The sequence below is a fragment of the Ruminococcus sp. B05 genome, assembly GCF_003628495.1.
GTDB lineage: Bacteria > Bacillota > Clostridia > Lachnospirales > Lachnospiraceae > Schaedlerella > Schaedlerella hominis.
Genome location: NZ_RBZR01000011.1, coordinates 78,201 through 103,714 on the forward strand (window position 1 = coordinate 78,201; position 25,514 = coordinate 103,714).

The following is a 25,514-nucleotide window of genomic DNA, read 5'->3' on the forward strand; positions in this document are numbered from 1 at the left end:
TTTACCTTCCTATAATTTCTGTTTTCTCCATAACATCAGTTCATCCGATGTTGGCCGATCCAGGTATCTGATTTCACTTCCGCTTGTGATCACCCTCGCATTCTCTGCGGTGGTACTCCCAAGCCTAACGGCTCGTGCGCCGTTCTTTTCTAAAATCTCAATTAGCTTTTCGCCTTGATCTGTGAAAAACAGAAGACTTCCTGTTGATGTCATCTTATATGGATTCAAATGATAATATTCACAAATTTCTACCGTTTCCTGTCGAATCTGTATCTTCTGCATATCAATCTGCAACCCAAGTCCTGCCACTTCAGCTGTATCCCATAAAGTTGCAAAGAGCCCGCCGCTTCCTACATGCTGCACAGCGGATAAAATAATATTTTCCTCTTTCACTTCTTTTTCAACATTCTCCAATAACTGAAGCTTGAGTATCTGTGGCTCTAGTTCTTTGGTCTGACGTAAAAATGCCGGAACAAATCTTCCTTTTAGTTCTTTTTCCTGCTCGTCCAAAATACGCAGCGTACCTTCTAACCCCACAAAACCGCACATGATAATGTCTTGTTCCGGCTTAATATTCTCGATATTTCTAAGCATCCTCTTTTCTGCAAATCCCATTGTCTCCACACGCACAATTGCCTGTGTCACTGCCGGATTCACCTCTACCTGAACATTTGAAATTGCGATATTCATCATGGTACACATTTCTTCCATTTCTTGTACCATGCCTGCCACCTTTTGCTCTCCGATACGCTCCGAGATCAAAATAAAAATCTGCACATCTACAGGTTTTGCCCCTCTGGATGCCAACTGATTGATTGCTGCTGCCAAAGCATAATTTCCCAGTTTTTTTGTATCACCTGATGTAGATGCCGCCGATTTTATGAGCACTTGTTCATCATCTACAGCATAAGCACTGCAACTTTCCGCCGCTGATATCTTCAATAAATTTTGTTCTTGCTTTTTATATAATTGTTTCATCACTGCACGATTCCATGCAGTTTGTGATAGTTTTCCTACTTTCATACTACTCCTTGATCATCCGGACTTCTATGTTCTTTGCACTCTTAATCAATAACCATATATAATTTCCTGAATTGCTGCATTGATCGTTGCTAAATCCTGTGTTCCAATCGCTTGTCTCATTTTGGCTGTAGCATCTGCATCATCTGATGCTGTTCCCACAGAATAGGTCTCCGGAGATGATACATACTCACTATGATTCACAACTTCTCTGCTCACCTCTGTCCCATTCTCTGTCACAACCTTCCACAACTGTGCAGAAAGTTTTGGATGTGCTTCGCTTACAAAGTTGATATATCCTATCGGATCATCCGATTCAATATATTTCTTTTCTTCGTTTGGTTCATTTGAAAGTGTCTCACTTACATAAGTAACTGTTCTGTTCGGATCTCTTGTTTCTTTCCCGTATATATTAAATGTTATGCATCCTCCGCCAACAATTGATTCAATATAAACTGGATATTCCTGATTATTTTTAAATACCAGATCCATCACATCATCTGCTATTGCTGCATCCATAGATGGCTCCGCATAAGATACGATCATAGAATGTGCGTGTCTTTCTACAATTTCAAGTTCTGCATAAAGCAATGCCTGATACAATGTCGTAGACACCTGGCAGATTCCTCCACCCATTGTCTGTTCTACCGTGTTCCCGGAGAAAGATGCCGCTTCCGCATATCCGTTTTCTTCTGTATATGGTCTCATCGTTTCATCTGCAGATTGTTCTTCACCAGGCTGCAGTAAAATATCATTCAGGTGTTTTGCTCCACTTTCTACGTTTTTTGCACGCCCACTTTCATCCGCATTATAATACATCGTACAACTGCCAAGCAAATCTGTCATATCTTTCAATGCTTCAGCCGTAATCTCCGGAGCATTTTCATCTATTGCTGCCTGAATTGTAGCATTTTTTCCATCCCAATCTTTTAAAAGCTTCTTTATATTCTCGATTGTCTTACTTGTGTTTAAAACTTCTCCGTTTTTTTCTTTCTCGACGCTTATATTTCCTGAAGCATCCTGTGCTACATAGGCATTCTGCGGCTCATTAAGAGCAGGTACTGCTGCTGTTTCTAACGCTTTTTTTGCAGTATTTTCATCTACTGTATATTGCAGTGGAATGTTATGTGTCAATTTTCCACGTTTTGCATCTTTTTTAATTTTATATGCTTTTAATGCATTTCCTCTTCTGCCATAGTCCACTGCCTTTTGTGCTGAATCTTCCAAATCACTTACTTGAAGCCCCAATGTATTCACTTCGACATCAAAAGATCTGTCATCTGCCACTTTGAATGTAAAGGCCACATTATTTCCCTGGCTTATAGCACCCTGCACTGTCTGGACAGCTTCTTCTTTTGTCTGCCCGGATACATCGACTCCTCCAACCGTAATCCCTGATAATATTTTTCCATTATCCTGACGATTCATATAGCGTTTTAAAGCAAACTGTATCCCTGCCATAATGATCAATATAAGTATCAATACCATACCCAGCAAATAAAGATTTCGCTGGAGTCTTCGATTCTTTTTGCGTCTTCTCTTTCCTTTTTTCTGCTGCATCTTATACCCCTTGGTCTTATCTGGCACCCATATTCTTTACATAAGATATGGAATTATCATCGTTGCAACCATTGCTAATATTATTACAAGAATAACAATAGACACTGTTTTCTTAAATTTTTTATCATAAAAATTCATTTCGATACCTCTTTTTTATTTCTTATTTTGAATTGGTTTTATTCTATACTTTTTGCTCATTTTTTGCAAGAACCTATATAGTTGCTGGTCACAGCAGCCCTATACAACCTTATATGTTGTAGCCTGATTTGTGAGTGGATTGCGGTTTTGATAATCAAACAAAATCAAATGTCCATCTATATTTTCCAAATGTGTCATCTTACGCAGCTGACGTTTATCATACTTTTCATACCCTTTCAAATATTGATGTTCTTCTGCCTCTGTATCGTAAAATGTCCGCTCCACCACTTTACTTACTAAAGAGTCACCTGCAAATGCCGGACGATTTTTCATATTTTCCCGCAGATATAAATCCATAACTAACGTCTGACGAAATTGCTCTTCTGTTAATAAAGTCTCGTATTGTACTAATGCCACTTCTTTTATAAACGCATATAATATTTCATATCGTGCGACACGATTATGATTCACCCCGTAATATCCATGTTCTTCATAATAGTTACTCATTTCTTCAAACATCACAAACGAATCTCCAAAAACTTGTTCAAGCAATTCCATAGTATGTTCAAATTGTCTGCTGTTATAATACACCTCTACCATTTCTTCCAATCCTTTGAGACGAATCACATCCGAATATGGAAGCCATTTTGTCGACAGCACTTCATACGGCGGTCTGTTCTGATACAACAACTCATAATCTTTTGTTTTTTCTTCCATATATGAGCCTTTTAAAACTTTAAGAAATCCAAGCTGCAGCTGTTCCGGTCTTAATGCATATACGTCACAAAATGACTTATGGAAACTATTGTAATCTTCAAAAGGAAGACCCGCAATCAAATCTAAATGCTGATGAATATTTTTCGCAGCATGCACACGATTCACCACTTCTGTCACCTGCGAAAATTTCATTGTACGGTGAATTTCCTTAATCGTCTGTTCATTTGTTGACTGCACACCAATTTCCAATTGGATTAATCCAGGTCGCATAGTACTGATTAAATTTAATTCTTCATCATTTAATAAATCTGCTGCCACCTCAAAATGGAAATTTGTTTTCCCTTTATCATGTTCTTTTATATAAGACCAGATTTCCATAGAATGTGAATGCTTACAATTAAATGTACGGTCTACAAATTTTACTTGTGGAATCTCATGATCTATAAAAAACTGTAATTCTTTTTTTACCAGCTCTAAGTCTCTAAAACGAAGACATTTATCGATAGAAGAGAGACAATAACTACATGAAAACGGACATCCCCTGCTTGATTCATAATAAATGATCTTATTCTTGAAAACATCTAAATCTTCATATACAAATGGCACTTTACTTAAATCCATCACATTTCGATCTGCAGTTTCTATGATTTCTTCTCCATCTCGGAAAGTTATCCCCACGATTTCTTTCAATCGTTGGACTTTTTCACATTGTTCCGGCTTTTTCCCACTGTTGTTGTGATAAAACTCTGCCAATTCTAAAAATGTCTCTTCTCCTTCTCCTCGCATAATGCCATATACCTGTGGAAATTGTTCTAACATATGAGACGCATGATATGAAACCTCCGGTCCTCCAAGCCAGATATCTGTCTGTGGCATAATCTTCCCCAGTTCTGTAATCAGCTGTTCTACATATTCAATGTTCCACAAATAGCAGGAAAAGCAAAGTACTTCCGGTTTTCTTTTATACAGATCCATCAATATCTGATCCAACGGCTGGTTAATTGTGTATTCCGCAATTCCTATCTCTTCTTTATATCTCTCACATTTTCCTGCTGCATAAGCTCTCAGACTATATACTGCTAAATTGGAATGAATGTATTTTGCATTGATTGCAGTCAATAAAATATTCATCTATATGCTCCCTTTTTTCTAATATGTCGCTTTTATATTAAATAACCCGATACTTTTTTCATTTCATTATAAACGCTTCCCCCTCTATTTTCAATTATTCTTCTTAGGCATCTTGACTTTTTCTTAAAAACCATGTAAACTTAAGACTCGTGCAGCCGGGGTGTTAGCGGTACCTTGTACCTGCAATCCGCTATAGCAGGGGTGATATTACGCAGAGGGTGCTGATTTGCAAAGCTGCCCTTGGAAAGTGGCGTTGAAAATCTGGGTCTCACACGACGGGAACCTGTGAACCGTGTCAGGTCGGGAACGAAGCAGCACTAAGCAGGACCTTCCGGGTGTTGTGAGGGTGCCTGGATCGAGTCAACTACCAAGGTAACGTTTGTGGAGATGCATTCGAAGCGTAATGCACGTAAAGTAAGAAATTCAAGACACTGGAAGGCATGTCCTCACAGTGTCTTTTATTTTTATCTATATTTAACTGATTGTTCTATACAATCTTATCTAATCCTCTTTTTTCAAACTTCTTTCATATTTTATTTTCTTCTGCTTTTCCCTGAGTTCTTTAAAAAACTGCTTCATCATCGCACTACATTCTTCGCCCAGTACACCTGTCGTAAGCTCAACCTGATGATTAAATTCCTGCATATCAAGCAGATTTAAAATAGAGCCTGCACACCCGGCCTTTGGATTCATACATCCGACAACAACACGCTTTGTCCGTGCCTGTACAATCGCACCCGCACACATCTGGCAAGGTTCCAAGGTGACATATAATGTGCACTCTTCCAATCTCCAGTCATTTATTTTTTTACTCGCTTTTTTTATCGCAGCAATCTCCGCATGTGCCAATGGATTTTTATCGGTTGTTCTTCGATTATAACCTCGTCCAATAATCTTTCCTTCATGCACAATCACACATCCTATCGGAACCTCTTCCAGCGCATAAGCCTTCTTTGCCTGCCGAATTGCCTCTCTCATATATTTTTCATCCAACTTTTGGTTCATCTCATCCATGAATATTTCTAATCCTTTCATGTATTTTCAGTTCTTTTCTTATTATTACAAGAATACATTATCTTAGAGGTTTTGAACAGCATTTCCTCAATTCTTATTTTATTAATCTATTGGAGGTACTCTATGAATCCAGGTATTTATTATCTTTATGAATATAAAAATAATCACCGTATGCGCAACACCGGATTTTTAAAACTTACAAAAAAGCCTGATTGCTGGCTTCTGCAGATTCAAGCCAGAAATATTCCTGTCACGAATCAGCACCTTGTCCCACTCTGCGCTATTTTAACTGAACAAGAACATAGCATTTCAAAAAAAATAAGTGAGCTTCCATGCAATTCTCATATCATTTCTGCTCAACTTACACTACCGGATTCTGCCATCAATTCAATTGCATCCATGGAGAATCTGCATGGTTTTTTAATTTTACTGCCCGATGAATGTTTTCTTACAGCTACAGAATCACATTTCCATCTGGATATCAACGAAATTTTTTCGACAACTGTACAATCCGAAACTTCTGAGCAAGTTCCTGCGTCCGCTCCTGATCTTTCAGCTTCTGAATACAACGATAATGATAATTTATTCGAAGCCAGTGATACAACAAACTTATTATCTCCTTCTAAAACCATACAGAAAATCCATCGTTCAGATTTGAAAATTCTTCCTAAAAAATGTTGGAATCTTGCAAACAACAGTTTTCTTCTGCATGGATATCATAATTATCATCATCTTCTCCTTATTGAAGAAAATGGTCATTATCAACTCGGAGTGCCCGGAGTATATGATATTCAGGAAGCCCGAGCCGCAGAAATTTTTGGTTTTCCGAAATTCATAGATTCCTACAATGATCAATTAGAACTTTCTTCTGACGAATGTAATACCCAGGAAACCTTTGGATATTGGTGTCATTACATTTATTAGAAAATATTTTTCTAAAATTTCTTTGCACTATAAAAGGGGAGCATATCAGTCTATTGTAGCTCCCCTTTTACCTTAGTCTAAATAAATTGGTGGTTCATAATCTTTGCCAAGCTCTGATTTCATCCGCTCCTGGTATCCAAGATATGCCCATTCTGTCATATCGTCCCAACGATGCTTTGCACGATCGTATACCTGCACATATCCAATCTTATTCGGATGCATTCTCACACTATTAGATAAATATTCGTGTCCTGTATACGGATTCAACTCTCCTATTGTCAAATCTTCTTCGATTTCGTTTCTCTTTACAAAACGCTTAGGCTCTTCCTCCGGCTCGATCGTTGCCTTCTCCCATTCCGAAGTAAGTCTCGCTCTCTCATATGCACTCTGCACAATCTGCGGCTCCCAAACGGTTGTCTTACGAGCATCATAATTCTCTGTTTCGTCCTGCGGTATCTCCTCCGCATCCTCCAGAGTCAATTCCTCTAATTCATCCCAAGGTTCTTCATCTTCAGGCAAAATCTCTTCTTCCGAATCATCATCTACTTCTTCAACTTCTGCTTCCTCTGTTTCTAATTCTTCCGATTGCACTGTTTCTAATTCCTGCTCTTCTGATTTCACTTCTTCAGCTGTCGTTTCTTCTGCATCTTTATTTTTCAGCCCTGCATTGTTTGCATATTGAACCGCAAGTTCCTCTGATGCGGTTTCCTCTATTTCCAACTCCTCTGGAAATATACTCAACTTAAATGGACATCCCAAAATAGCTGCAATCAATCTCATGTCTTGTTCCTGAAAGTTATCTCTGCTCAAACGCTGGGTCAGATTCTGACGTGACATTGCTTTCCCAGTTCGTTCCTCGATCATCTCAGCCAGTTGTTTAATCGTCATGTTTTTTCTGCTTAACATAATTTTAACTTGTTCGCCAAACGTTAAATCTCCCATAAGAAACCCTCCTTACATCTACCCCTTATTCTAACAAAAGCACATTCCATCGTCAATGCAGAACCCCTCCCTAAAAAATTTCTTTCCCACTATATCAAAAAAGGAACCGGATTACTCACTGTCATTTACAAGTAATTCCTGTTCCTTTTTAGAAAGAAGATAGATTTTTCTGCTGCATCTGGTTCAACAATTGTCTCTACTTTTACTTTCGGTAAAAGATTCGCACTATATTCTGCACCTCGATAAATCTTTTTAAAACAAAAGAGGCGCTTTTCCGTAATGGAAAAACACCTTTGTTTTTGTGACTATTTATAGATTTCATCTGATTTTCCAGATTATTTTCCGTCTTTTTGCTGTTCCAAATATTCTTCAAGCGTAATGCCCTGTCCCATAATTTCTTTTGCCGCTGTTTTACCGACATAACGGAAATGCCATGGCTCATATCCAACCCCTGTAATATCTGACTTTTCAGCAGGGTAACGCAAAATATAACCATAATTTGCACAGTTTGCTTTCAGCCACTTTGCTTCGTCAGTATTTTCTTCTTCGTCATCTGCACCTAGGTAATCTGATGATGTAATATCCATTGCCAATCCGGTAGCATGCTCACTTGTTCCCGGAAGTGCTACAGACTGTTTTGTTTTATCATAAGCATCCAATGGTGCTTCACCTTGATAAATCCAATTCAACATTTCGTTGTTAAAAGACTCTTTTAATGTCTCATTATCACAATATGCCGATACAATATTCAAACTCATTCCTGCATCCGCAGCATCCTGGAACATCTTCTTTGTATCATCCGCAATACGACTGTCTACAGAATAATCATCTGTTATTTTTGTCAGACTCGGTGCATAAGATGTATCCAGCGGGCTCTCGCTATTAATCAGGACAAGACTCCAGTCATCATCTTTAGAAGCCAGTTTTTCAGCATTTTCCTTTGCAATCGCCTCTGATGACGGCTGCACCTTAGCCTTTTCAGCTTCTGCCTGCAACTGTTCATTTTCTTTTTTCAGCTTATTCTCTGTAGTTTTACATTCTTCTCTTACTTCTTTGATTCTTGCTCTTCCACTCAATCCCATAAGAAGCATTCCTATCAATGCTCCAAAGATGATTCCGATACAAAGTATTTTAATCAGACGATACTTCATCTTTTTTTTCTTCATCTGTCTATATCTCCCTCTTACTTTTTTACATCTACTGCATATATCTCACTTCAAATGTCTCAATCGTAATTGCTTTGTTAAATAAATTCCCCTGAACATAATCACATCCCAATTCTTGCATTACATTCAATTGATCTTGTGTTTCTACCCCACAGGCATAAACAGACGCCCCAAGTCGACGACAAATATCAATCACTGCTTTTGCCACAATTCTGCTTCGGCTGTTTCCTACAATATTAGAGGTAATTCCTTTATCTAGTTTCAAGCCGTCAAACTCCATAATAGACAAAATAGAAAAACTGGAATCTTTTGCCCCAAAATCATCCAAAAGAACCCTCACATTCGCTTTTCGGATTTTATTACTTGTCTCAGCAAGCATCTCTGGGTTCATCTCCTGATTTGTCTCCGACACTTCCACTTGCAAATACTCACTTGACACATGATATTTTTCAATCATCTGCAGAATCTTATCTCCAACACTCTCATATCGTAAAGTTGCTCCTGAGAAATTAACTGAAATCGGTAACATCATCCGTCCTTCATTCTCCCATCTGCGAAGTGTCTTACACACTTCTTCAAACACATACAAATCCAGATACTGCGAAAGCTTTGTTTCCTCCAAAAGTGTCAGATAACGCCCCGGATCCACAATCCCCAAGTCTTTATGATGATACCTCACAACTGCTTCGGCCCCGACAACATCTTCTGATTCCGCTTCCAGCACTGGTTTCAGACATACAATAAAATTCCCCTGCTCAATATCATCTAATAAATCCTGTTTAATAATCGGTTCATGATGACCTTTTTTCAGATTCTTATAATATTTACGTTTTTCTTTACGCATCATATTCCCTGCATCCATAACAAGATTATCTATATTGATATCCAGTTTTTCCCAGGCATATCCCATCGTAACCAGTCCAAGACTGATATTGTCTAATTTCTCGCTACTGCTGTGAATACGATTCATAAATTCTTCATATGAAATATTCTCCGCAAGGATCAGGTATTCATCTCCTGTCATACGAAAAACCATAAAACCTTTAAAGAACTCTTCCAGTACTTCTCCTACTCGGATAACAACCTCGTCTCCATATTCCCTTCCAAATTCTTTGTTAAAATTCTTCAGACCATTTACATCGACAGAAACCGCACCCAAAGATTTTAACGCTTCTTGATTCACCTCTGAAAGATATCCCACAAAACTATTCCTGTTCAGCAAGCCTGTCAAGTCATCATGGTAACTTAGATATTCCTGCTGTCTTTGTAATTTCTGTAAAACTGTTGTCTGTGAAATATACGGGAGTAGCGAACGCAATAAAGAAAGATCGCACCCTCCTCTGTGAACATTCACAACTGCCAGTATTGCCTTCTGATTTTCCCCCATCGGATAAAATACACTGTAACTGTCTTCTGTGGTGTCTGTAACTTCCTCCCTCAACCATTTTGGAAACTGGTCCGGGGATAACATCTTGATTCGGTCTCTCTGCCACGGAATATTCTCCGCACACCACTCGTAGACCATTGTAATTTCTTCATCATCCCGTTCAACGTAGTATGCATATTCTGAATCATAGTAATCACGCACTGTTCTCAAAGCATCATTCATCAGCTCTACCATCGAACGTAATTTATCTTTTTCACTCATTGTAATTCTCCCTAATATCAATTCAGCTAAAGTATATTTTAGTATAATAGCGTGAAAAAAGCAACACTACGCATCATAAACGGAGCGTTTTTAATATATTAGAAAAGCACTTTCCTAATATATAAAAAAGAACCGTACAACTCTGACATAAAAAGTCTTTTTGTACAGTTCTTTTATGATTATTTACAATATTTACACATTCCAATGCTTTCCATGTGATACTTTCAAACGGTTCATCGCCCTGGCAAGAGAAGCCTGCGTATGATAGTATTCCTGAATACTCTGTTTCTGACGCAGCTGCTCCTGTGCACGTTCTTTTTGTTCCTGTGCATGACGGATATCAATCTCTTCCGGACGTTCTGCTGTCTGCACAAGTACGGTTACACGATTATTAACAATCTCCATGAAACCACTTCCGACAGCAATCTCACGCCAGTCCCCCGGCTCAATCTCCATACGGGCAACTCCGACATTTACTGCAATCACCATATTCTCATGGTTCGGCAAAATTCCTATTGTACCGCCATCATACGCCGGTATAACAATTTGCCTGCATCGTCCTTCGTAAAACACACGGTCACTTGCAATTATTTTCAGACCAAATGTTTCCATATGCGCACTCCTTTACTCTTCTGAGCTCATTGTCTTCGCTTTCTCAATAACATCGTCAATTGTTCCGACATTAAAGAATGCATTTTCCGGATATTGATCCATGTCTCCATCAATAATAGCTTTAAATCCACGGATTGTCTCATTCAAAGGCACATATTTTCCCTGAATTCCTGTAAATGTTTCTGCAACGGAGAATGGCTGTGACAAGAATTTCTGAATCTTTCTTGCACGCATAACTGTTGCCTTATCTTCATCAGAAAGCTCTTCCATACCAAGAATTGCGATGATATCCTGCAACTCTTTATATTTCTGCAAAATTGCTTTTACCTGATTGGCAATTCTATAGTGTTCCTCACCTACAATATCCGCTTCCAAAATACGTGAACTTGATTCCAGTGGATCTACCGCCGGATAAATTCCCTGTTCTACAACTTTACGTGAAAGTACAGTTGTTGCATCCAAATGGGCAAATGTTGTTGCAGGAGCCGGGTCAGTCAAATCATCTGCAGGTACATATACTGCCTGTACAGATGTAATGGATCCATTCTTTGTAGATGCAATACGTTCCTGTAACTCACCCATTTCTGTTGCAAGTGTAGGCTGATAACCTACGGCTGAAGGCATACGTCCAAGCAATGCAGATACCTCTGAACCAGCCTGTGTAAAACGGAAAATGTTATCGATGAATAACAGCACATTCTGATGTTCCTCATCTCTGAAATATTCAGCCATTGTCAGTCCTGTCTCTGCCACACGCATACGTGCTCCAGGTGGCTCGTTCATCTGACCGAATACCAATGCTGTCTTCTCCAGAACTCCTGAAGCTTTCATCTCTGTCCAAAGGTCATTACCTTCACGGGAACGCTCTCCTACACCGGTAAAAATAGAATATCCACCATGCTCTGTTGCAACGTTATGAATCAATTCCTGAATCAATACGGTCTTACCTACACCGGCACCACCGAACAGACCAATCTTACCACCTTTTGCATATGGAGCAAGAAGGTCAATAACTTTAATACCTGTTTCCAGAATCTCTACTACCGGACTCTGATTTTCAAATGTCGGAGGATCGCGATGGATAACCCATTTCTGAGCATCGTCTTCGATTTTGTCTCCGTTATCAATCGTTTCACCAAGCACATTGAACAAACGTCCAAGTGTCTGATCTCCAACAGGAACGCGGATACCTGCTCCTGTTGCAGTTACTTCCATATCTTTATGAAGTCCTTCACTTGCAGCCAGCATCAGGCAGCGCACTTCATTGTTTCCAAGATGCTGTGCAACTTCCATAACGCAGACTTTACCATTATTTTCTACCTCCAAAGCATCTTTGATGCTAGGAAGATTTCCATCTTCAAATAATACGTCAACGACAGGTCCCATAACCTGTACAATTCGTCCTTTATTCATATGCTATTCTCACTTCCTTTTCCGCTTCTGCGCATTTGCGCCACTGCAGACCTCAGTAATTTCCTGAGTGATTGCAGCCTGTCTGGCTCTGTTATATTCAATAGAAAGTTCTCTGATAATATCCTGTGCACTGTCTGTTGCTGTCTGCATCGCAGTCATTCGAGCATTATGCTCACTTGCATATGCCTCAACCAGACAACCATAAATCATACCTACAATATAGTTTGGTACAATAATGTCCATCACTGCCTGTGCAGATGGATACAATGCAATCGCTTCACGATACACGTTAAGCGGCATCTTCATCTCGTTGAATGAGCTTCTCTCCAGCGGAAGCAGACGAACCTTCTCCACTTCAGACTGAATTGAATTTTCCATTCGTGTATATACAATATATACTTCGTCCAGCTCTCCATTTCCAAACTGTTCAAGAAGAGTTGCGGCAATATCTCTTGCCCGGTGCATCGTTGGTTTCTGTACAGTGTACTGGAAATTTGTGTCAATCTTTACTCCACTTTTAGCAAAATAATGTCTTCCCAGCTCACCTACAACAAATAATTTGTGCTCTCCCGGACCTGCAAGTATCTCTTCTTCTGCCTTCACTACATTGTGATTGTAGGCTCCTGCCAGACCTTTATCCGCAGTTACTACGATTGATGCAATCTTACGCTTCTCTGGCGGAATCTCTTCTCGAAGATCAAAAAACCGTTGCTTCTCCATCTCCGGTACATGTCGGAGGATTCGTGAAATTTCTCCCTGTAAGCCATAGAAATACGGCTCTGTGTCAGCCAGTTTTTTCTTTGCCTGACGCATCTTTGTTGAAGAAATCATATACATGGCATTTGTAATCTTCATCGTGTCTTTTACACTATTAATACGAGTCTGTATTTCTCTGATATTTGCCATCTTAACACCTGCTCTTCTTAAATTCCTTTGCAGTCTCTACAATCTTCTCTGCCAGTTCATCGGACAATACCTTTGTCTCTTCAATTTCTTTGCCGATTTCAGGATGTTCTGTTGCAAAATACTGCAACATATCGTGCTGGAATTCTTTAATTTTTGCTGTTTCAACTCCAAGCATCACTTTATTTCTTGCAGCACATAATGTAATAACTTTATCCGCCAATCCCATCGGTGCTCCTAATGGCTGCTTCAAAAGTTCCATTAAACCACTACCATATTCCAGCTGTTCTTTCGTTGCAGCATCCAAATCTGAACTGAACTGCGTAAATACTTCCATCTCACGATACTGGGCAAGATCGATACGAAGACTTCCTGCTGCCTTCTTCATTGCTTTTGTCTGTGCATCTCCACCTACACGGGATACAGACAAACCAACGTTAACCGCCGGACGCATACCAGATGCAAACAAATCACTTTCAAGGAAAATCTGTCCGTCTGTAATAGAAATTACGTTTGTAGGGATGTATGCAGACACATCACCAGCCTGTGTTTCAATAATTGGAAGTGCTGTAATAGAACCTCCGCCAAGTGCATCATTCAAACGGCTGGAACGCTCCAACAGTCTTGAATGCAAATAAAATACGTCTCCAGGATATGCTTCACGTCCAGGCGAACGTCCAAGTAACAATGATAATGCACGGTAAGCAACCGCATGTTTGGAAAGATCATCGTATATGATTAATACATCTTTTCCTTTGTGCATATAATATTCAGCCATAGCAGTTCCTGCATATGGAGAAATATATTGAAGCGGTGCACAATCACTTGCTGTTGAAGCAACAACGATTGTGTAATCCATCGCACCTGCTTCCTTAAATGTATTTACTACCTTAGCAACTGTAGATGCTTTCTGACCAATTGCAACATAGATACAGATTACATCTTTTCCTTTCTGGTTCAAAATTGTATCGGTAGCAATTGAAGTTTTACCAGTCTGACGGTCTCCAATGATCAACTCACGCTGTCCACGTCCAATTGGGAACATAGAATCAATTGACAGAATACCTGTCTCCATTGGTACACTTACAGATTTACGGTCAATAATACCAGGCGCCTCATTTTCGATTGGGCGATAACCATCTGCTTCAATCTCACCTGCTCCGTCAATTGGCTCGCCGAGTGCATTAACAACTCGTCCGATAAATTTATCTCCGACCGGAACACCGGCCTTTTTCCTTGTTCGAGCAACCTTTGTTCCTTCTTTGATCTCTGTGTCATGGCCAAACAAGATACATCCGATAGCATCTTTCTGGATATCCTGAACCATTCCCTTCAGACCATTTTCAAAGGTAAGAATTTCCCCGTACATGGCGTGATCAATCCCGTAAATGGTTGCGATTCCGTCACCAACTGTAATTACAGTACCGACTTCGCTGTCCTTACTGATCTGATCAAAATTCTCTATTTCATTTTTCAGAATAGAAATGATTTCTTCTGAATTGATTGAACTCACCTTGTTCACCTCCAGGTCAATTTTTGTTCTAATCGTGTCAGTCTTCCTTTAAGACTCCAGTCATACTCATCATTTTCAACGTGAAGAATAAATCCACCAAGAAGAGAAGTATCTTCTACGATTTGAATCTTCACATCTGCTTTCTGATATTTGTCACAAAGGAATACCTTCATCTTGTCGAGCTGTTCCTCACTTGGAGGCTCTACACAGGTCAATACTGCCGTCAAAATATGAGCCTGTTCATCGCAATATTCATCATACGCATCAAATATCTCATTGATCAGATCGACACGCTGATTTTTGCATACGACTTTCAGAAAATTCTTCATACTCTCCGGAAACACCTGATCGATGACGCTCATTTTTGTTTTTGCAGAAATCGTTGGATTGATAAATACTTCTCGTAACTGTGGTACTTCTGCAAATGTTTCTTTTGTTTTCTCTATATCTGTTTTTGGAACGTTAAGCTCATACAACACTCGCGCATAATGTCCTGACATTGATGAGCGGTACATCCGTTTAGTCAATGTCTGCGTTTCCATGAGCTTCACCTACTCCTTCCAGAAACTGATCATAAATTCCTTTGTTTCCTTGATTCTCTGTCTTTTCATCAACAATCTTCTTAGCTGCCTGCATTGCAAGTCCCGCAATTTCTGACTGCAATGTATTCATTGTCTGCTGACGTTCAACCTCGATTGTCTTCTTCGCATTTTCCAGCATAATTCCGGCTTTTTCATTTGCCTCTGATAAAATACGATTGTATTCTTTCTTAGCTTCTGCATGTGCTTTATCAACAATCTGGCTGGATTGTTCTTTTGCTCCGCTCAGGGCTTTCTCATAATCTGCCTTTAACTGCTTTGCTTCATTCTGTGTATCTGTTGCATTCTGAAGTCCATCAGCAATCATTTTTTCACGTTTTTCCATAATGCCCATAACCGGTTTAAATAAGAACTTTTTCAGTAAAAGATAAAAAATCACAAGGTTTATAATGGTATAGATAAGGCTTGCATTAAACTGTATCACCTTTTACACCTGCCTTTCTTCTTTACTCGTCTTGCTAAACAACTTCTTATTTCAGCATTAAGATAATTAACAGACCAATAATGAAACCATAAATAGCAGTTGCCTCTGCAAGTGCACAACCAAGAATCAAGTTCTTACTGATTTTGCTTTCTGCTTCCGGCTGTCTTGCGATAGCATCAACAGCTTTTGCTGTTGCAATACCAATACCAACTCCTGCTCCTAAACCTGCTAATACTGCGATACCTGCTCCAATTGCAATAATTGTTCCCATAATTCTAATCTCCTTTTTCTTTTCCACTAAATGATTGTAATTTTATTATTCTTTGCACAACTCTCTGTGAATTTATTCCTGTTCCTCGTTCATAAATAATGCTGTCAGGAACACAAATACATAAGCCTGTAATAATCCATCGAATATATCAAAATAAAAACTAAATGGGATAGGAACCAAAACTGGAACTACTGTCTTCAAAAGTTCCATAATAACAAATGCTCCCAATACATTACCAAATAATCGCATACAAAGCGACAGCGGTCTGATTACAATTTCCAAAATCATAATCGGTGCTACAAATGGTACTGGTTCAGCAAAATGCTTCACCCAATGCTTCACTCCATTTTTATGAATTCCTGAATACTCAATAAGAATCATACTCATAATTGCTATGGCTGCTGTAACATTCAAATCTTTTGTCGGCGGCTTAAACCCAAAAAGACCTATAATGTTTGAAATTCCAATATAAATCAGAACAGTCAATAAGTATGGAATATATTTTCTGTTTTCCTTACCCATGACATCTTCGAAGAAGTTCTGACCCGTGCTAATAGCGGATTCTAATAACAACTGCCCTTTCCCCGGATTCTCAACTTTGAGATTTCTCACAAAGACGATACACAAGGCGACTATCACTGCCATGATAATCCATGTGACGACTACCGATTCCTTAATATCCAGCAACCCATTCAAGAATGGAATCTTAATGACCGTCTCACACTGCAGTTCTTCCAGCAACCTGTCTGTCAAATTGCCCGTATCGCTCCCTCCCTTTCTTTATCAAATTGTTATTTACGATAAGTTCCCATTTAATAAGAAGAAACTCCTCATTTTTGGTACAAAAAAAGAACTTCTTTCACAGAAGAACTTTTGCCTTATCGCATCTTTCAAGATTGTATCTCCCAAAAGCTATTGTAAATATACTCCCACAAAATTCTTTTGTCAATCTTTTGTTATTGCTGTTTTTGCTTCTACTTTTTATCATTTTTTCATGGAATTTTTATTCAAAATTCCTTTTATTTTCATTGATTTATTTCTCTTTTTCATGCATTTTTTCTTCCATTTTTTTTGTACGGAAACACATTCTCAAATTTGTCGTCACGTATTTATTCTATTTGCTATGAAAAAATGTGAATTTTTGTGAAATTTGCACACTACTTTCTTTATTCATATATATTTCATCCATTTACTTTTATCATTTTTTAACGCTTATAAATACTTTCACTCACATTCTCCCCAATAGATTGTAGGACTGTTTCTGTTATTACTGTGAATTTTTTGCTATTTAGTTCACGACAGCCCTAAGCAAGAAAAAGACTATGCACTCCTGCTCAGCTTCGTCGGGCAAGCCCGACTCCAATTCGCTGAATTGCATAGTCTTTTTCTTGCTTTGTGGTGTACCGTGGTTGAAATAGGTGGAGCGATGAGGGATTTACTTTTCTGGGATCTGAGAATACTTCCCACGTATCCTTTGAGTTCTATTTACTTCACAACTTGAGCCAATACATTACTTACCAAAAAATTGATATAAGAAATTCGAGCGAATATGGAGTGAGCGTTGGAGACACATAGAGCGTAAATTTTTGCGTTAATGAATTTGAACGAACGTGTTCGAAGCTGCGTAGCAGCAAGTTTGAGTTCAAATTCATTTGCTTTTAGCAAAAATTTACGCTCTTATGTGTCTCCCGCTCATGGAATCTGAGCAAGAATTCTTATATCAATTTTTTGTAAGGAACGTATTGCCACCCAGTGAACTAAATAGCAATCCCACTCGCTTCCGCTATCTTCTCCTTCGCGGTCTGCCAGATCACATACTCATCCTCTCCCGGCATCCCAATACTTACTCCCTTTTTTCGGTATTCCATCCGACTGTTCAGAACGATCTTCCCTGACATATGATAGGACATAATCCCCGTATACGGGATAAGCTTTTTGATTTCTTCTGCACAGATCCCGGACGCTGCAAGAATCTCAATTCTGCCCTGGGATTTTTCTTGTAATTCTTTCAGAATTGTTCTTCCTTCCCACGCAGTTTCTTTCTGACCACTTGTAAGAATCGTATCAAATCCGATTTCTATTGCCTCTTCCAATGCTTTCATCGGATTTACACACACATCAAATGCCCGATGTAGTGTTTTCTTTTTATTTCCTGCTAGTTTAAGCAACTCTTCCATTCTTTCCACATCCAAGTTGCCATCCGGACGTAACAAACCAATGACAATTCCGTCAGCACCCGCCTCACAATACATCTGTACTTCTTCTTTCAATTGCTCAAACTCATATCCGTCATAACAATAATCCCCATATCTTGGACGAAGCAATACACGTATCGGAATATCTGTATTTTTTCTCACTTGATTATATAATGCTTTTCCCGGTGACACACCGCCAATAAGCAAATTACTGCAAAGTTCCAATCTGTCTGCTCCGCCTTCTTGTGCATAAATAGCAGACTGCACACTATCTACACATGCCTCTAATATTATTTTCTTCAATCTGATCATTCCTCTACTTTCATAATAATTCAGCACTCGCTCTGCTCACATTTTCAATTTTATTTTTACATCTGCTTTCTCACAATACGGTATTCGTCTCCAAATTGATAATATGGACAATCATGAAAGCTTCCCTGAACAAATCGGTACATTTCATCCTCATCCAAATTTTGTGTACAAACATAATATTCATATTCTTCGTCATATTCATAATTCATACAACTCTCACAATTCACATTGCTTTTCTTTTTTTGCAAACTTATCCACCTCCGGACCATTTTTTTCACACTTATTATTCACATATCCCAGTAAATTTCTTATTATCGACGTTATTTACGCATCCAGTGCTTTCAACTGCTGATATACATACGCCACCGGAAGTCCGACCACATTATAATAATCTCCCTCTATCTTATCGATGTATGCAGCAAATTTACCCTGAATTCCATATGCACCTGCTTTGTCCATCGGTTCTCCACTCGCAATGTAGTTTCGAATCTCCTCATCACTCATTTCATGTACAAATACCTCTGTCCTTTCTGCATGACAGATTTCTTTGGCTTCTCCATCTTCTCCATACACAAGCATTGCAACTCCTGTATAAACCTGATGTGCATCTCCTGCCAGACTCTTTAACATGCGAAATGCCTCCGCTTCATCTGACGGTTTTCCCAATATTTTATTATCATGAACAACAACCGTATCCGCTCCGATTACAATTGTATCTATCACATTTCCTTCCACTTCTTCCAGCTCCATTGCCACATTTCCTGCTTTCATCAATGCCAGTTCCTGAACAATTTCTGTCGGAATTGTACTTTCATATATTTCTTCCTTATCACTTGTTTTAATTTCAAATTCTACGCCTATCTGCTCTAATAACTCTTTTCGTCTTGGTGAAGCCGAACCAAGTACTATTCGCTTTTTATTTTGTTTTGTCATGTAATTCCCACGCTTTCTTCAATAATTCCGGCTGTTTCACCAGCTCTGTTGCTCCCAGTGCCATACACTCCGCCACATACAGCATCGCTTTTTCCCCAATACTCATGCCGACCTGTGCTGTAGCTGCCCAATGATGCAATGGCGTTCCTTTACACATTGCCGCTGCGCTCAACATTACTGTTGGAACTGTATGGCTTACGTCAGACACATCTGTTCCAATCGATAAGATAACCGGTTTTTCTTCTAAAGGCTCTAATCCCGTGAAATATACTCCATCATTTTCCAGTCCTGCCTCTTCACTGATTTCTTTTGCAAATAAAATTTCTTCATCTGTATACTCCGGTGTGTCGATTTGTTCCATTGCATGATAAAATGTCTCTGCCAGGACACGATTCACTTTCATTTCCTTATTCTTCGTCACACGTTCAATTTCGACTCTTGTTCCAGTCATAAGTGCCGCACCTTTTGCACAATTATCAACCCTCTCAGATGCATCTTTTGTTCTCTCCCATTTTGCTGAGCGGATAAAATAATTTGTTGAAGCATATGGCGGTACAATATTAGCCGGACCGTCCGTATTGGTATAAGTGTAATGCATCCGCACATCATCTGCCACATGTTCCCGCAAATAGTTTACTCCCACATTCATCAATTCTGCTGCGTCAAGTGCACTTCTTCCCATTTCCGGATGCTTTGAGGCATGTGCAGCTTTTCCGTAAAATTTATAGTTTTTAATATCCTGAGCCTGCCAGATATCATAACTCACACGATTTCGATCAAACGGATGCCATGTGATCGCTGCGGATAAATCATCAAACACTCCCGCCTCATTCATACGAATCTTACCAATTACAATCTCCTCTGCCGGGCATCCATATACACGTATCGTTCCTTCTTTTTCTTCCGTTTCCATCCAGCTTTTAAGTGCTCCGGCTGCCCCGGCACATGCTGTTCCAAGTAAATTATGACCACATCCGTGTCCCGGTCCTTCGATTGCTTTTCGTGTACTGCAGGTTTCCTGTCCAAGTCCCGGCAAGGCATCATACTCTGCCAGGAATCCGAGAACCGGCTTACCATATCCCCATTCAGCGACAAATGCTGTCTCAAATCCGGCAATTCCCCAAGTTACCGTAAATCCCTGCTTTTCAAGATAATCTGCCAAAATCTTCGAAGACACCTTCTCCTCCAAAGAAATTTCAGGATGTTTAAAAATTTCATTTGCTGTCTCAATCAGGTCTTCTCTATTTGTATCCACCCATGTCGTAATCTGTTTTCTTGTATCCATACTCACTATTACCTCATTTTCCCAGTAAAATTTCTTTCATATTCTAACTTTTAAGATTATATTTCCCGGATCATACAATACTGCTTCAAATCAAAATGTGAATTTTCCACCACACCATATACTTTAAATCCAAGATGCTCATAAAACGGTACATTCTGCGGATTATGCGTCTCTAAGGACAGCATCAAATCATTCTTTTCTGCATGTTCGATCAATTCTTTCATCAAATGTTCTGCCAGTCCATGATGCTGATGGCTCGGTGCAACCGCTAAATATATAATATGTATCCGCTTTGTCTGATGGAGCTGACTTGTCCAGCTTGCATTCAAATAATCCTTGCCAAGTGCAAAGTTCCAAAATGTTTTCAGGCTGTGGTCTTCTTTGATCAAGCTTTCGTCTGTTCTAATCGTCCCTCTAAGCTGTGCCAGATAATGGTAGATTGGATTCTGATGCTCCGTCTCATCTGACACTACAAGAATGCTGTTGAGTTCCTCACTATCGGAATAGATGTCACAGGTTTCAAAGAATTCTGTCAAGTCACTCTCAAACAACTCCGGTAAAAGTCGTTCCCTTGTTTCTTCATCTTCAATCAACGTACAATAGAGCGGATCTTCTGCAAAACATACCGTCAGTATTCGCTTTAATCTCTCCAAATCCTCTTCTTGTACTTTATATAAATTATCCATTATACCTCTCCCATCATTTTTCGGATTTTCTCCAACGAACGAATCATGTATCGAATATCATCCTCATAACAATTTTTCTGTCTGTAAATAGCTGCTTCCAATCGTCTTATTTCCTCATTCAATTTCGGATTCTCTTCCTTCATCTTACCTCTCAACCGCTGCACGATTCCATAAAGATTCTCATGGTGCCAGATTCTCCCTGCGCCCCACATTAATCGTTCCTTCGGCTGGTGTAAAATATATTCTGTAAAATGATAATACACTTCATCATCAAACAAAAATGCAAAACAGTTATTATCTACTTTATAAATGGATTCCAGTGTATCATGAATTTTTCCCTCTTTCAACGCATCCAGCGCACACTTAAGTTCCCTGATATTGCGTTTCACCGCCTCCTGTGGAAATTTCACCTCATCTTCCCAATCCAGACGTGTAAAATAATCTTGCGTTTTTTGATAAATTCGAAGCAATGCTTCTCCCTTTTTCGAATATTGCTCCCGATAAACTTTTCGTTCTTCCTTTGATTCCAAATTTTGATATTCCAGATTTACCCTCTGTATCCACTTGTATATCTCGTCTGCCTGATAGATTCCGCAATCTATCAGTCTTTCTAATACATGAACCGGATTATCCTTCACCTCGTCTGACTGTTCTTTTTCCTGAATCACTGCATTCTCTGTTTCCTGCAATATCTCCTTCTCATCCAGACTTTCTTTCATTGCCTTAAACATCCTTCCAAAATCCAGCGGCGGAAGTACCAGTTTGTCCATTTCCAAGATCAATCTCAAATACAATTCATGGTGAAAACGATACACAGGTTCTTCATACAGTTCTTCATTGTCGTACTGAGAATGATAATAATTTTCCATAAATGGTCCGTCACTGAAATCATTTACCAGGGAAGGAATTCCTGCAATTGAAATAGAGAAATCATCCGACCATGTCTCAATCGGATACAATACCGTTATTCCATCCGGATATGCTTTTTTCGGCACATCAATCTGTTTTATAAACTGTTCGAAATAATCCGCATATTCATATGTTCCCCGGATTGCATCCCGGCTGTGATGTGCATGTGCCGGCAATTCAAAATTCAAATCCGCAATTATATGTCCCCGCCACTCCGGATGCACTCGAAAGACCTGATTGTATGCACCGGTTGACCAGTCAAATTTAGAATCTGATACACCCCACTCTTCTGCAGCCACCGCACAAACTACAATCGTATGTGCCGGGCGATAACCGCCCTCCAACACTGCCTTCGCCATTCCGATAATCATTGCGACTGCGGCATTGTCATCCTGAAACCCATCAAAATATGAATCGTAGTGTGCCGTCAACAAAATCATCTGTTCCGTCTCTTCTCCCGGAATCTTTCCCACAATATTATATGCCGGTACATTTCGCCGAACTATAGATTTGGCATCCAACCATACTTTTGCTGAAATTGACTGCTTTGCTTCCACACATTTTGAACCCATATTATACTCAGCCGATATTCCCATACATTCTTTTAATTTCTTTGCATCTGCCTGTGACATGGAAAATGCTGCCGCATATTCCGGACCTGCGATATCCTGTGCATTTAGAGAGGTATCGTATTTTTCTCCGTATCCATGTTCCTGCACTGCAATAAATCCGACCGCACCTTTCAAATATGCCTGATAAGCAGGATAATTAATCCACCATTCATCCCGCTGATTGATTTCTGCAAGAACTAATTTTCCTTCTACATCAATTCCTTCATAATCTGCGGCAGTTCCTTTATTCACATATACAATCTCATATTCCTGAAATCCATCCGTTACAAAGTTAGTCTGATACGCCCCTAACTGACAACTATATTCCTTTCCTTTTTTGTCTTTGAATTTCAAAACAGCTTTCTCAAACTCCCACGAATCTAGACGGAACTCATCTTTTGTCACATCCGATAAACCAATCCGTTTCATTTCCTCATATAACATATTACCCGTGGCAATCTCCGCCTTTGATCCTGCTGTTCGATATCCCAGCACCGGATTTGTTTTTTCCTTTTCCATTCGTTTTGCAAGTTGATACGAATATTCAACATCCAACTTGCTCAAACATGTCTGCAGCTGCTCTTCCCACAATTCTTTCTGTTTTATTACTTCCATGATGCATCTTCTTTCTTTTCTGACTAAATCTATAAACTGTCTGTTCCATAAGAACACGCAATGATAATCTTTTGTTTTCTATTCCCCATTATAACGCACTCTGGTATATTCTCAATATATTTTTATCTCTGTCTCTCTTTGAAAAATTGCCAAATAGTTACTGTTCACAGTATTTGTGAACAGCAAGAGGCATCCTGGCGGAAACGCCGGGATGCCTCCTATATTTATATGAGCTACCATATAACCTTATTTAATTATGCCATTATTCAAATTTCTATGAGCACGGCAACTATTTTGGTTACTGTTCACAGTGCCTGTGAACAGTAAGCTATTTTGTCTCTCCGTCATATTCTCTGATTTTCTGTCTTACAGGATAGATAAATGTTGGAGATACTGACAATTCATCTACACCCATCTCCATAAATCTGTCGGTAAGCTCCAGATCTGCTCCAAGTTCTCCACAGATTCCAGCCCAGATTCCGGCCTTATGAGCATTTTCAACAACCATCTGAATCATTCTTAAAACTGCTTCATGATGAGGATTATAGAACTCATCTAATTTTGCATTCTGACGGTCAATTGCTAATGTATACTGTGTTAAATCATTTGTACCAATACTAAAGAAATCAACTTCCTTTGCAAGCAAATCACTTAAAATTACTGCTGCAGGTGTCTCAATCATAATTCCCTGTTCTACATTGCCATATGGGATTCCTGCTTCATCCAGTTCAGCCTTTACTTCTTCCATAATGGCTTTAATCTTACGAACTTCTTCAACAGAAATGATCATTGGATACATCACTGCGATATTACCAAATGCACTTGCTCTTAAAAGTGCACGCAACTGTGTCTTAAAGATTTCCGTTCTTGTCAGGCAGATACGGATAGCACGAAGTCCCATTGCCGGGTTTTCTTCTTTATCTAACTCAAAATAATCTACCTGTTTATCAGCTCCGATATCCAATGTACGAATAATAACCTTCTTACCTGCCATCGTCTCTGCTACCATCTTGTAAGCCTTAAACTGTTCCTCTTCTGTCGGATATGTATCAGACTCCAGATAAAGGAATTCACTTCGGAACAATCCTATTCCAGCTGCATCATTTTCCATTACGGATTGAAGGTCTGATACAGAACCAATATTTGCAAAAAGCTTAATTGCTTTTCCATTCTTTGTCACAGTCGGTTTGCCCTTCTGTTCTGCAAGAAGACGTCTTCTTTCCTGTTGTTCTGCCTGTTTCTTCTGATACTCTTCCAATACATCTGCTTCTGGTTCGATAATAAATTTACCACTGAAACCATCAATGATCGCCTGTTTTCCATTCCACTCTTCTTTAATATCTACTTGAATCAGAGCAGGAATATTCATTGTTCTTGCAAGAATTGCTGTATGAGAATTAGAAGAACCAAGTCTTGTAACAAAACCAAGTAATTTACTCTTATCCATCTGAACAGTCTCGCTAGGTGCAAGATCCTCTGCAACAATAATAGATGGCACATCAGACACTTTTGCTTCTCCGATTCCCATCAAAATATTAATGATACGTTCAGAAATATCTTTAACATCCACAGCTCTTGCCTGGAAATATTCATCATCCATTGCTGCAAACATTGTCGAAAAATTGTCTCCTGTAGTAGCCACTGCAAACTCTGCATTAAGTCCCTGGCTAGTAATAATATTTTTAACAGAATCATTGTAATCATCATCTTCCAACATCATCTGATGTACTTCAAAAATCTGTGCTTCAGATTCGCCCACTTCTTTGAGGGCTTTCTCATACAATGCTCCCAACTGTTCAATTGCTGTTGCTAATGCTGCTTCATAGCGTGCAATTTCAGCTTCTGTATCCTCAACTTTTGTACGTTTTACCTGTTTCTGCTCTTTTGCAAAAAACGAAATCGGACCGATTGCAATTCCACCGAAAATAGCTTTTCCCTGAATAATTTCCATAATGACCCCGCCTTAACTTAAT

23 protein-coding genes and 1 other RNA gene are annotated in these 25,514 nt (G+C 39.2%); 2 read left to right on the plus strand and 22 right to left on the minus strand.

The annotated features are described in order from the left end of the window. Nucleotides 1–9: 9 nt before the first annotated feature. From D8Q48_RS09815 to D8Q48_RS09825, 3 genes are all read right to left on the minus strand, one after another. Nucleotides 10–1,023 (minus strand): AIR synthase-related protein, encoded by a 1,014-nt coding sequence (locus tag D8Q48_RS09815; protein ID WP_121056375.1) that lies wholly within the window; start codon nucleotides 1,021–1,023, stop codon nucleotides 10–12. Nucleotides 1,024–1,068: 45 nt separating this feature from the next. Beyond that, complete coding sequence (locus D8Q48_RS09820; protein ID WP_121056376.1) at nucleotides 1,069–2,580, minus strand: VanW family protein; 1,512 nt, start codon at nucleotides 2,578–2,580, stop codon at nucleotides 1,069–1,071. Nucleotides 2,581–2,817: 237 nt separating this feature from the next. After that, the gene (locus D8Q48_RS09825) at nucleotides 2,818–4,566 is read right to left on the minus strand and encodes a B12-binding domain-containing radical SAM protein (RefSeq protein ID WP_121056377.1); all 1,749 of its coding nucleotides are present in this window, start codon (nucleotides 4,564–4,566) and stop codon (nucleotides 2,818–2,820) included. A 147-nt stretch (nucleotides 4,567–4,713) separates the two neighbouring features. Here D8Q48_RS09825 and ffs point away from each other — a divergent pair. Then, nucleotides 4,714–4,977: signal recognition particle sRNA large type (gene ffs / locus D8Q48_RS09830), an RNA gene on the plus strand. A gap of 90 nt (nucleotides 4,978–5,067) precedes the next feature. Here ffs and tadA read toward each other — a convergent pair. After that, nucleotides 5,068–5,601, minus strand: a complete 534-nt coding sequence (tadA, locus tag D8Q48_RS09835) for a tRNA adenosine(34) deaminase TadA (protein ID WP_330514253.1) — start codon at nucleotides 5,599–5,601, stop codon at nucleotides 5,068–5,070. A 102-nt stretch (nucleotides 5,602–5,703) separates the two neighbouring features. Here tadA and D8Q48_RS09840 point away from each other — a divergent pair, with 102 nt between their 5' ends. Further along, on the plus strand, nucleotides 5,704–6,504 hold the full coding sequence (locus D8Q48_RS09840; protein WP_121056378.1) for a DUF6128 domain-containing protein: 801 nt from the start codon (nucleotides 5,704–5,706) through the stop codon (nucleotides 6,502–6,504). 72 nt (nucleotides 6,505–6,576) lie between these two features. Here the strand turns inward: D8Q48_RS09840 and D8Q48_RS09845 are convergent, their stop codons facing one another. The 18 genes from D8Q48_RS09845 to ptsP form a co-directional block, all read right to left on the minus strand. After that, nucleotides 6,577–7,446, minus strand: coding sequence for a hypothetical protein (locus D8Q48_RS09845; protein WP_121056379.1), 870 nt, complete (start codon nucleotides 7,444–7,446; stop codon nucleotides 6,577–6,579). A gap of 335 nt (nucleotides 7,447–7,781) precedes the next feature. Continuing rightward, a complete protein-coding gene (locus tag D8Q48_RS09855; protein WP_121056380.1) occupies nucleotides 7,782–8,612 on the minus strand; it encodes a D-alanyl-D-alanine carboxypeptidase family protein in 831 nt (276 codons plus the stop codon). 31 nt (nucleotides 8,613–8,643) lie between these two features. After that, entirely contained in the window at nucleotides 8,644–10,260 is a 1,617-nt protein-coding gene (locus D8Q48_RS09860; RefSeq protein ID WP_121056381.1) for a GGDEF domain-containing protein, read from the minus strand. Between the two features lie 192 nt (nucleotides 10,261–10,452). Further along, a complete protein-coding gene (gene atpC / locus D8Q48_RS09865; protein ID WP_117991046.1) occupies nucleotides 10,453–10,872 on the minus strand; it encodes an ATP synthase F1 subunit epsilon in 420 nt (139 codons plus the stop codon). Nucleotides 10,873–10,884: 12 nt separating this feature from the next. Then, nucleotides 10,885–12,285, minus strand: coding sequence for a F0F1 ATP synthase subunit beta (gene atpD, locus D8Q48_RS09870; protein ID WP_121056382.1), 1,401 nt, complete (start codon nucleotides 12,283–12,285; stop codon nucleotides 10,885–10,887). Nucleotides 12,286–12,294: 9 nt separating this feature from the next. Then, on the minus strand, nucleotides 12,295–13,191 hold the full coding sequence (atpG, locus tag D8Q48_RS09875) for an ATP synthase F1 subunit gamma (protein WP_117991051.1): 897 nt from the start codon (nucleotides 13,189–13,191) through the stop codon (nucleotides 12,295–12,297). A 1-nt stretch (nucleotide 13,192) separates the two neighbouring features. Next, nucleotides 13,193–14,710 (minus strand): F0F1 ATP synthase subunit alpha, encoded by a 1,518-nt coding sequence (gene atpA, locus D8Q48_RS09880; protein ID WP_347562297.1) that lies wholly within the window; start codon nucleotides 14,708–14,710, stop codon nucleotides 13,193–13,195. Next, nucleotides 14,707–15,243, minus strand: a complete 537-nt coding sequence (atpH, locus tag D8Q48_RS09885; protein WP_121056384.1) for an ATP synthase F1 subunit delta — start codon at nucleotides 15,241–15,243, stop codon at nucleotides 14,707–14,709. Before atpH ends, atpA begins: the two co-directional genes overlap by 4 nt. After that, nucleotides 15,221–15,724, minus strand: coding sequence for a F0F1 ATP synthase subunit B (gene atpF, locus D8Q48_RS09890; protein WP_117991058.1), 504 nt, complete (start codon nucleotides 15,722–15,724; stop codon nucleotides 15,221–15,223). Before atpF ends, atpH begins: the two co-directional genes overlap by 23 nt. A 46-nt stretch (nucleotides 15,725–15,770) precedes the next feature. Further along, nucleotides 15,771–15,995, minus strand: coding sequence for an ATP synthase F0 subunit C (gene atpE / locus D8Q48_RS09895; RefSeq protein WP_022075251.1), 225 nt, complete (start codon nucleotides 15,993–15,995; stop codon nucleotides 15,771–15,773). Nucleotides 15,996–16,067: 72 nt separating this feature from the next. Continuing rightward, nucleotides 16,068–16,748 carry a F0F1 ATP synthase subunit A gene (locus tag D8Q48_RS09900; RefSeq protein ID WP_330514249.1) on the minus strand — a complete coding sequence of 227 codons (681 nt, stop codon included), beginning with the start codon at nucleotides 16,746–16,748 and terminating at the stop codon, nucleotides 16,068–16,070. 1,004 nt (nucleotides 16,749–17,752) lie between these two features. After that, nucleotides 17,753–18,493 (minus strand): copper homeostasis protein CutC, encoded by a 741-nt coding sequence (locus D8Q48_RS09905; RefSeq protein ID WP_243116273.1) that lies wholly within the window; start codon nucleotides 18,491–18,493, stop codon nucleotides 17,753–17,755. A gap of 65 nt (nucleotides 18,494–18,558) precedes the next feature. Beyond that, the gene (locus D8Q48_RS09910) at nucleotides 18,559–18,750 is read right to left on the minus strand and encodes a DUF6472 family protein (protein WP_186865702.1); all 192 of its coding nucleotides are present in this window, start codon (nucleotides 18,748–18,750) and stop codon (nucleotides 18,559–18,561) included. 76 nt (nucleotides 18,751–18,826) lie between these two features. Further along, nucleotides 18,827–19,435, minus strand: a complete 609-nt coding sequence (locus tag D8Q48_RS09915; protein ID WP_121056385.1) for a Maf family protein — start codon at nucleotides 19,433–19,435, stop codon at nucleotides 18,827–18,829. Continuing rightward, entirely contained in the window at nucleotides 19,419–20,720 is a 1,302-nt protein-coding gene (locus tag D8Q48_RS09920; protein WP_121056386.1) for an amidohydrolase, read from the minus strand. The genes D8Q48_RS09915 and D8Q48_RS09920 overlap by 17 nt, the downstream gene beginning before the upstream one ends. 56 nt (nucleotides 20,721–20,776) lie before the next feature. After that, on the minus strand, nucleotides 20,777–21,406 hold the full coding sequence (locus tag D8Q48_RS09925) for a GNAT family N-acetyltransferase (RefSeq protein WP_022075245.1): 630 nt from the start codon (nucleotides 21,404–21,406) through the stop codon (nucleotides 20,777–20,779). Beyond that, the gene (locus tag D8Q48_RS09930; protein WP_243116274.1) at nucleotides 21,406–23,541 is read right to left on the minus strand and encodes a M28 family peptidase; all 2,136 of its coding nucleotides are present in this window, start codon (nucleotides 23,539–23,541) and stop codon (nucleotides 21,406–21,408) included. Before D8Q48_RS09930 ends, D8Q48_RS09925 begins: the two co-directional genes overlap by 1 nt. Nucleotides 23,542–23,869: 328 nt before the next feature. Continuing rightward, nucleotides 23,870–25,492: a phosphoenolpyruvate--protein phosphotransferase gene (gene ptsP, locus D8Q48_RS09935; protein WP_121056387.1), complete on the minus strand. Its 1,623-nt coding sequence runs from the start codon at nucleotides 25,490–25,492 to the stop codon at nucleotides 23,870–23,872. Nucleotides 25,493–25,514 lie beyond the last annotated feature (22 nt).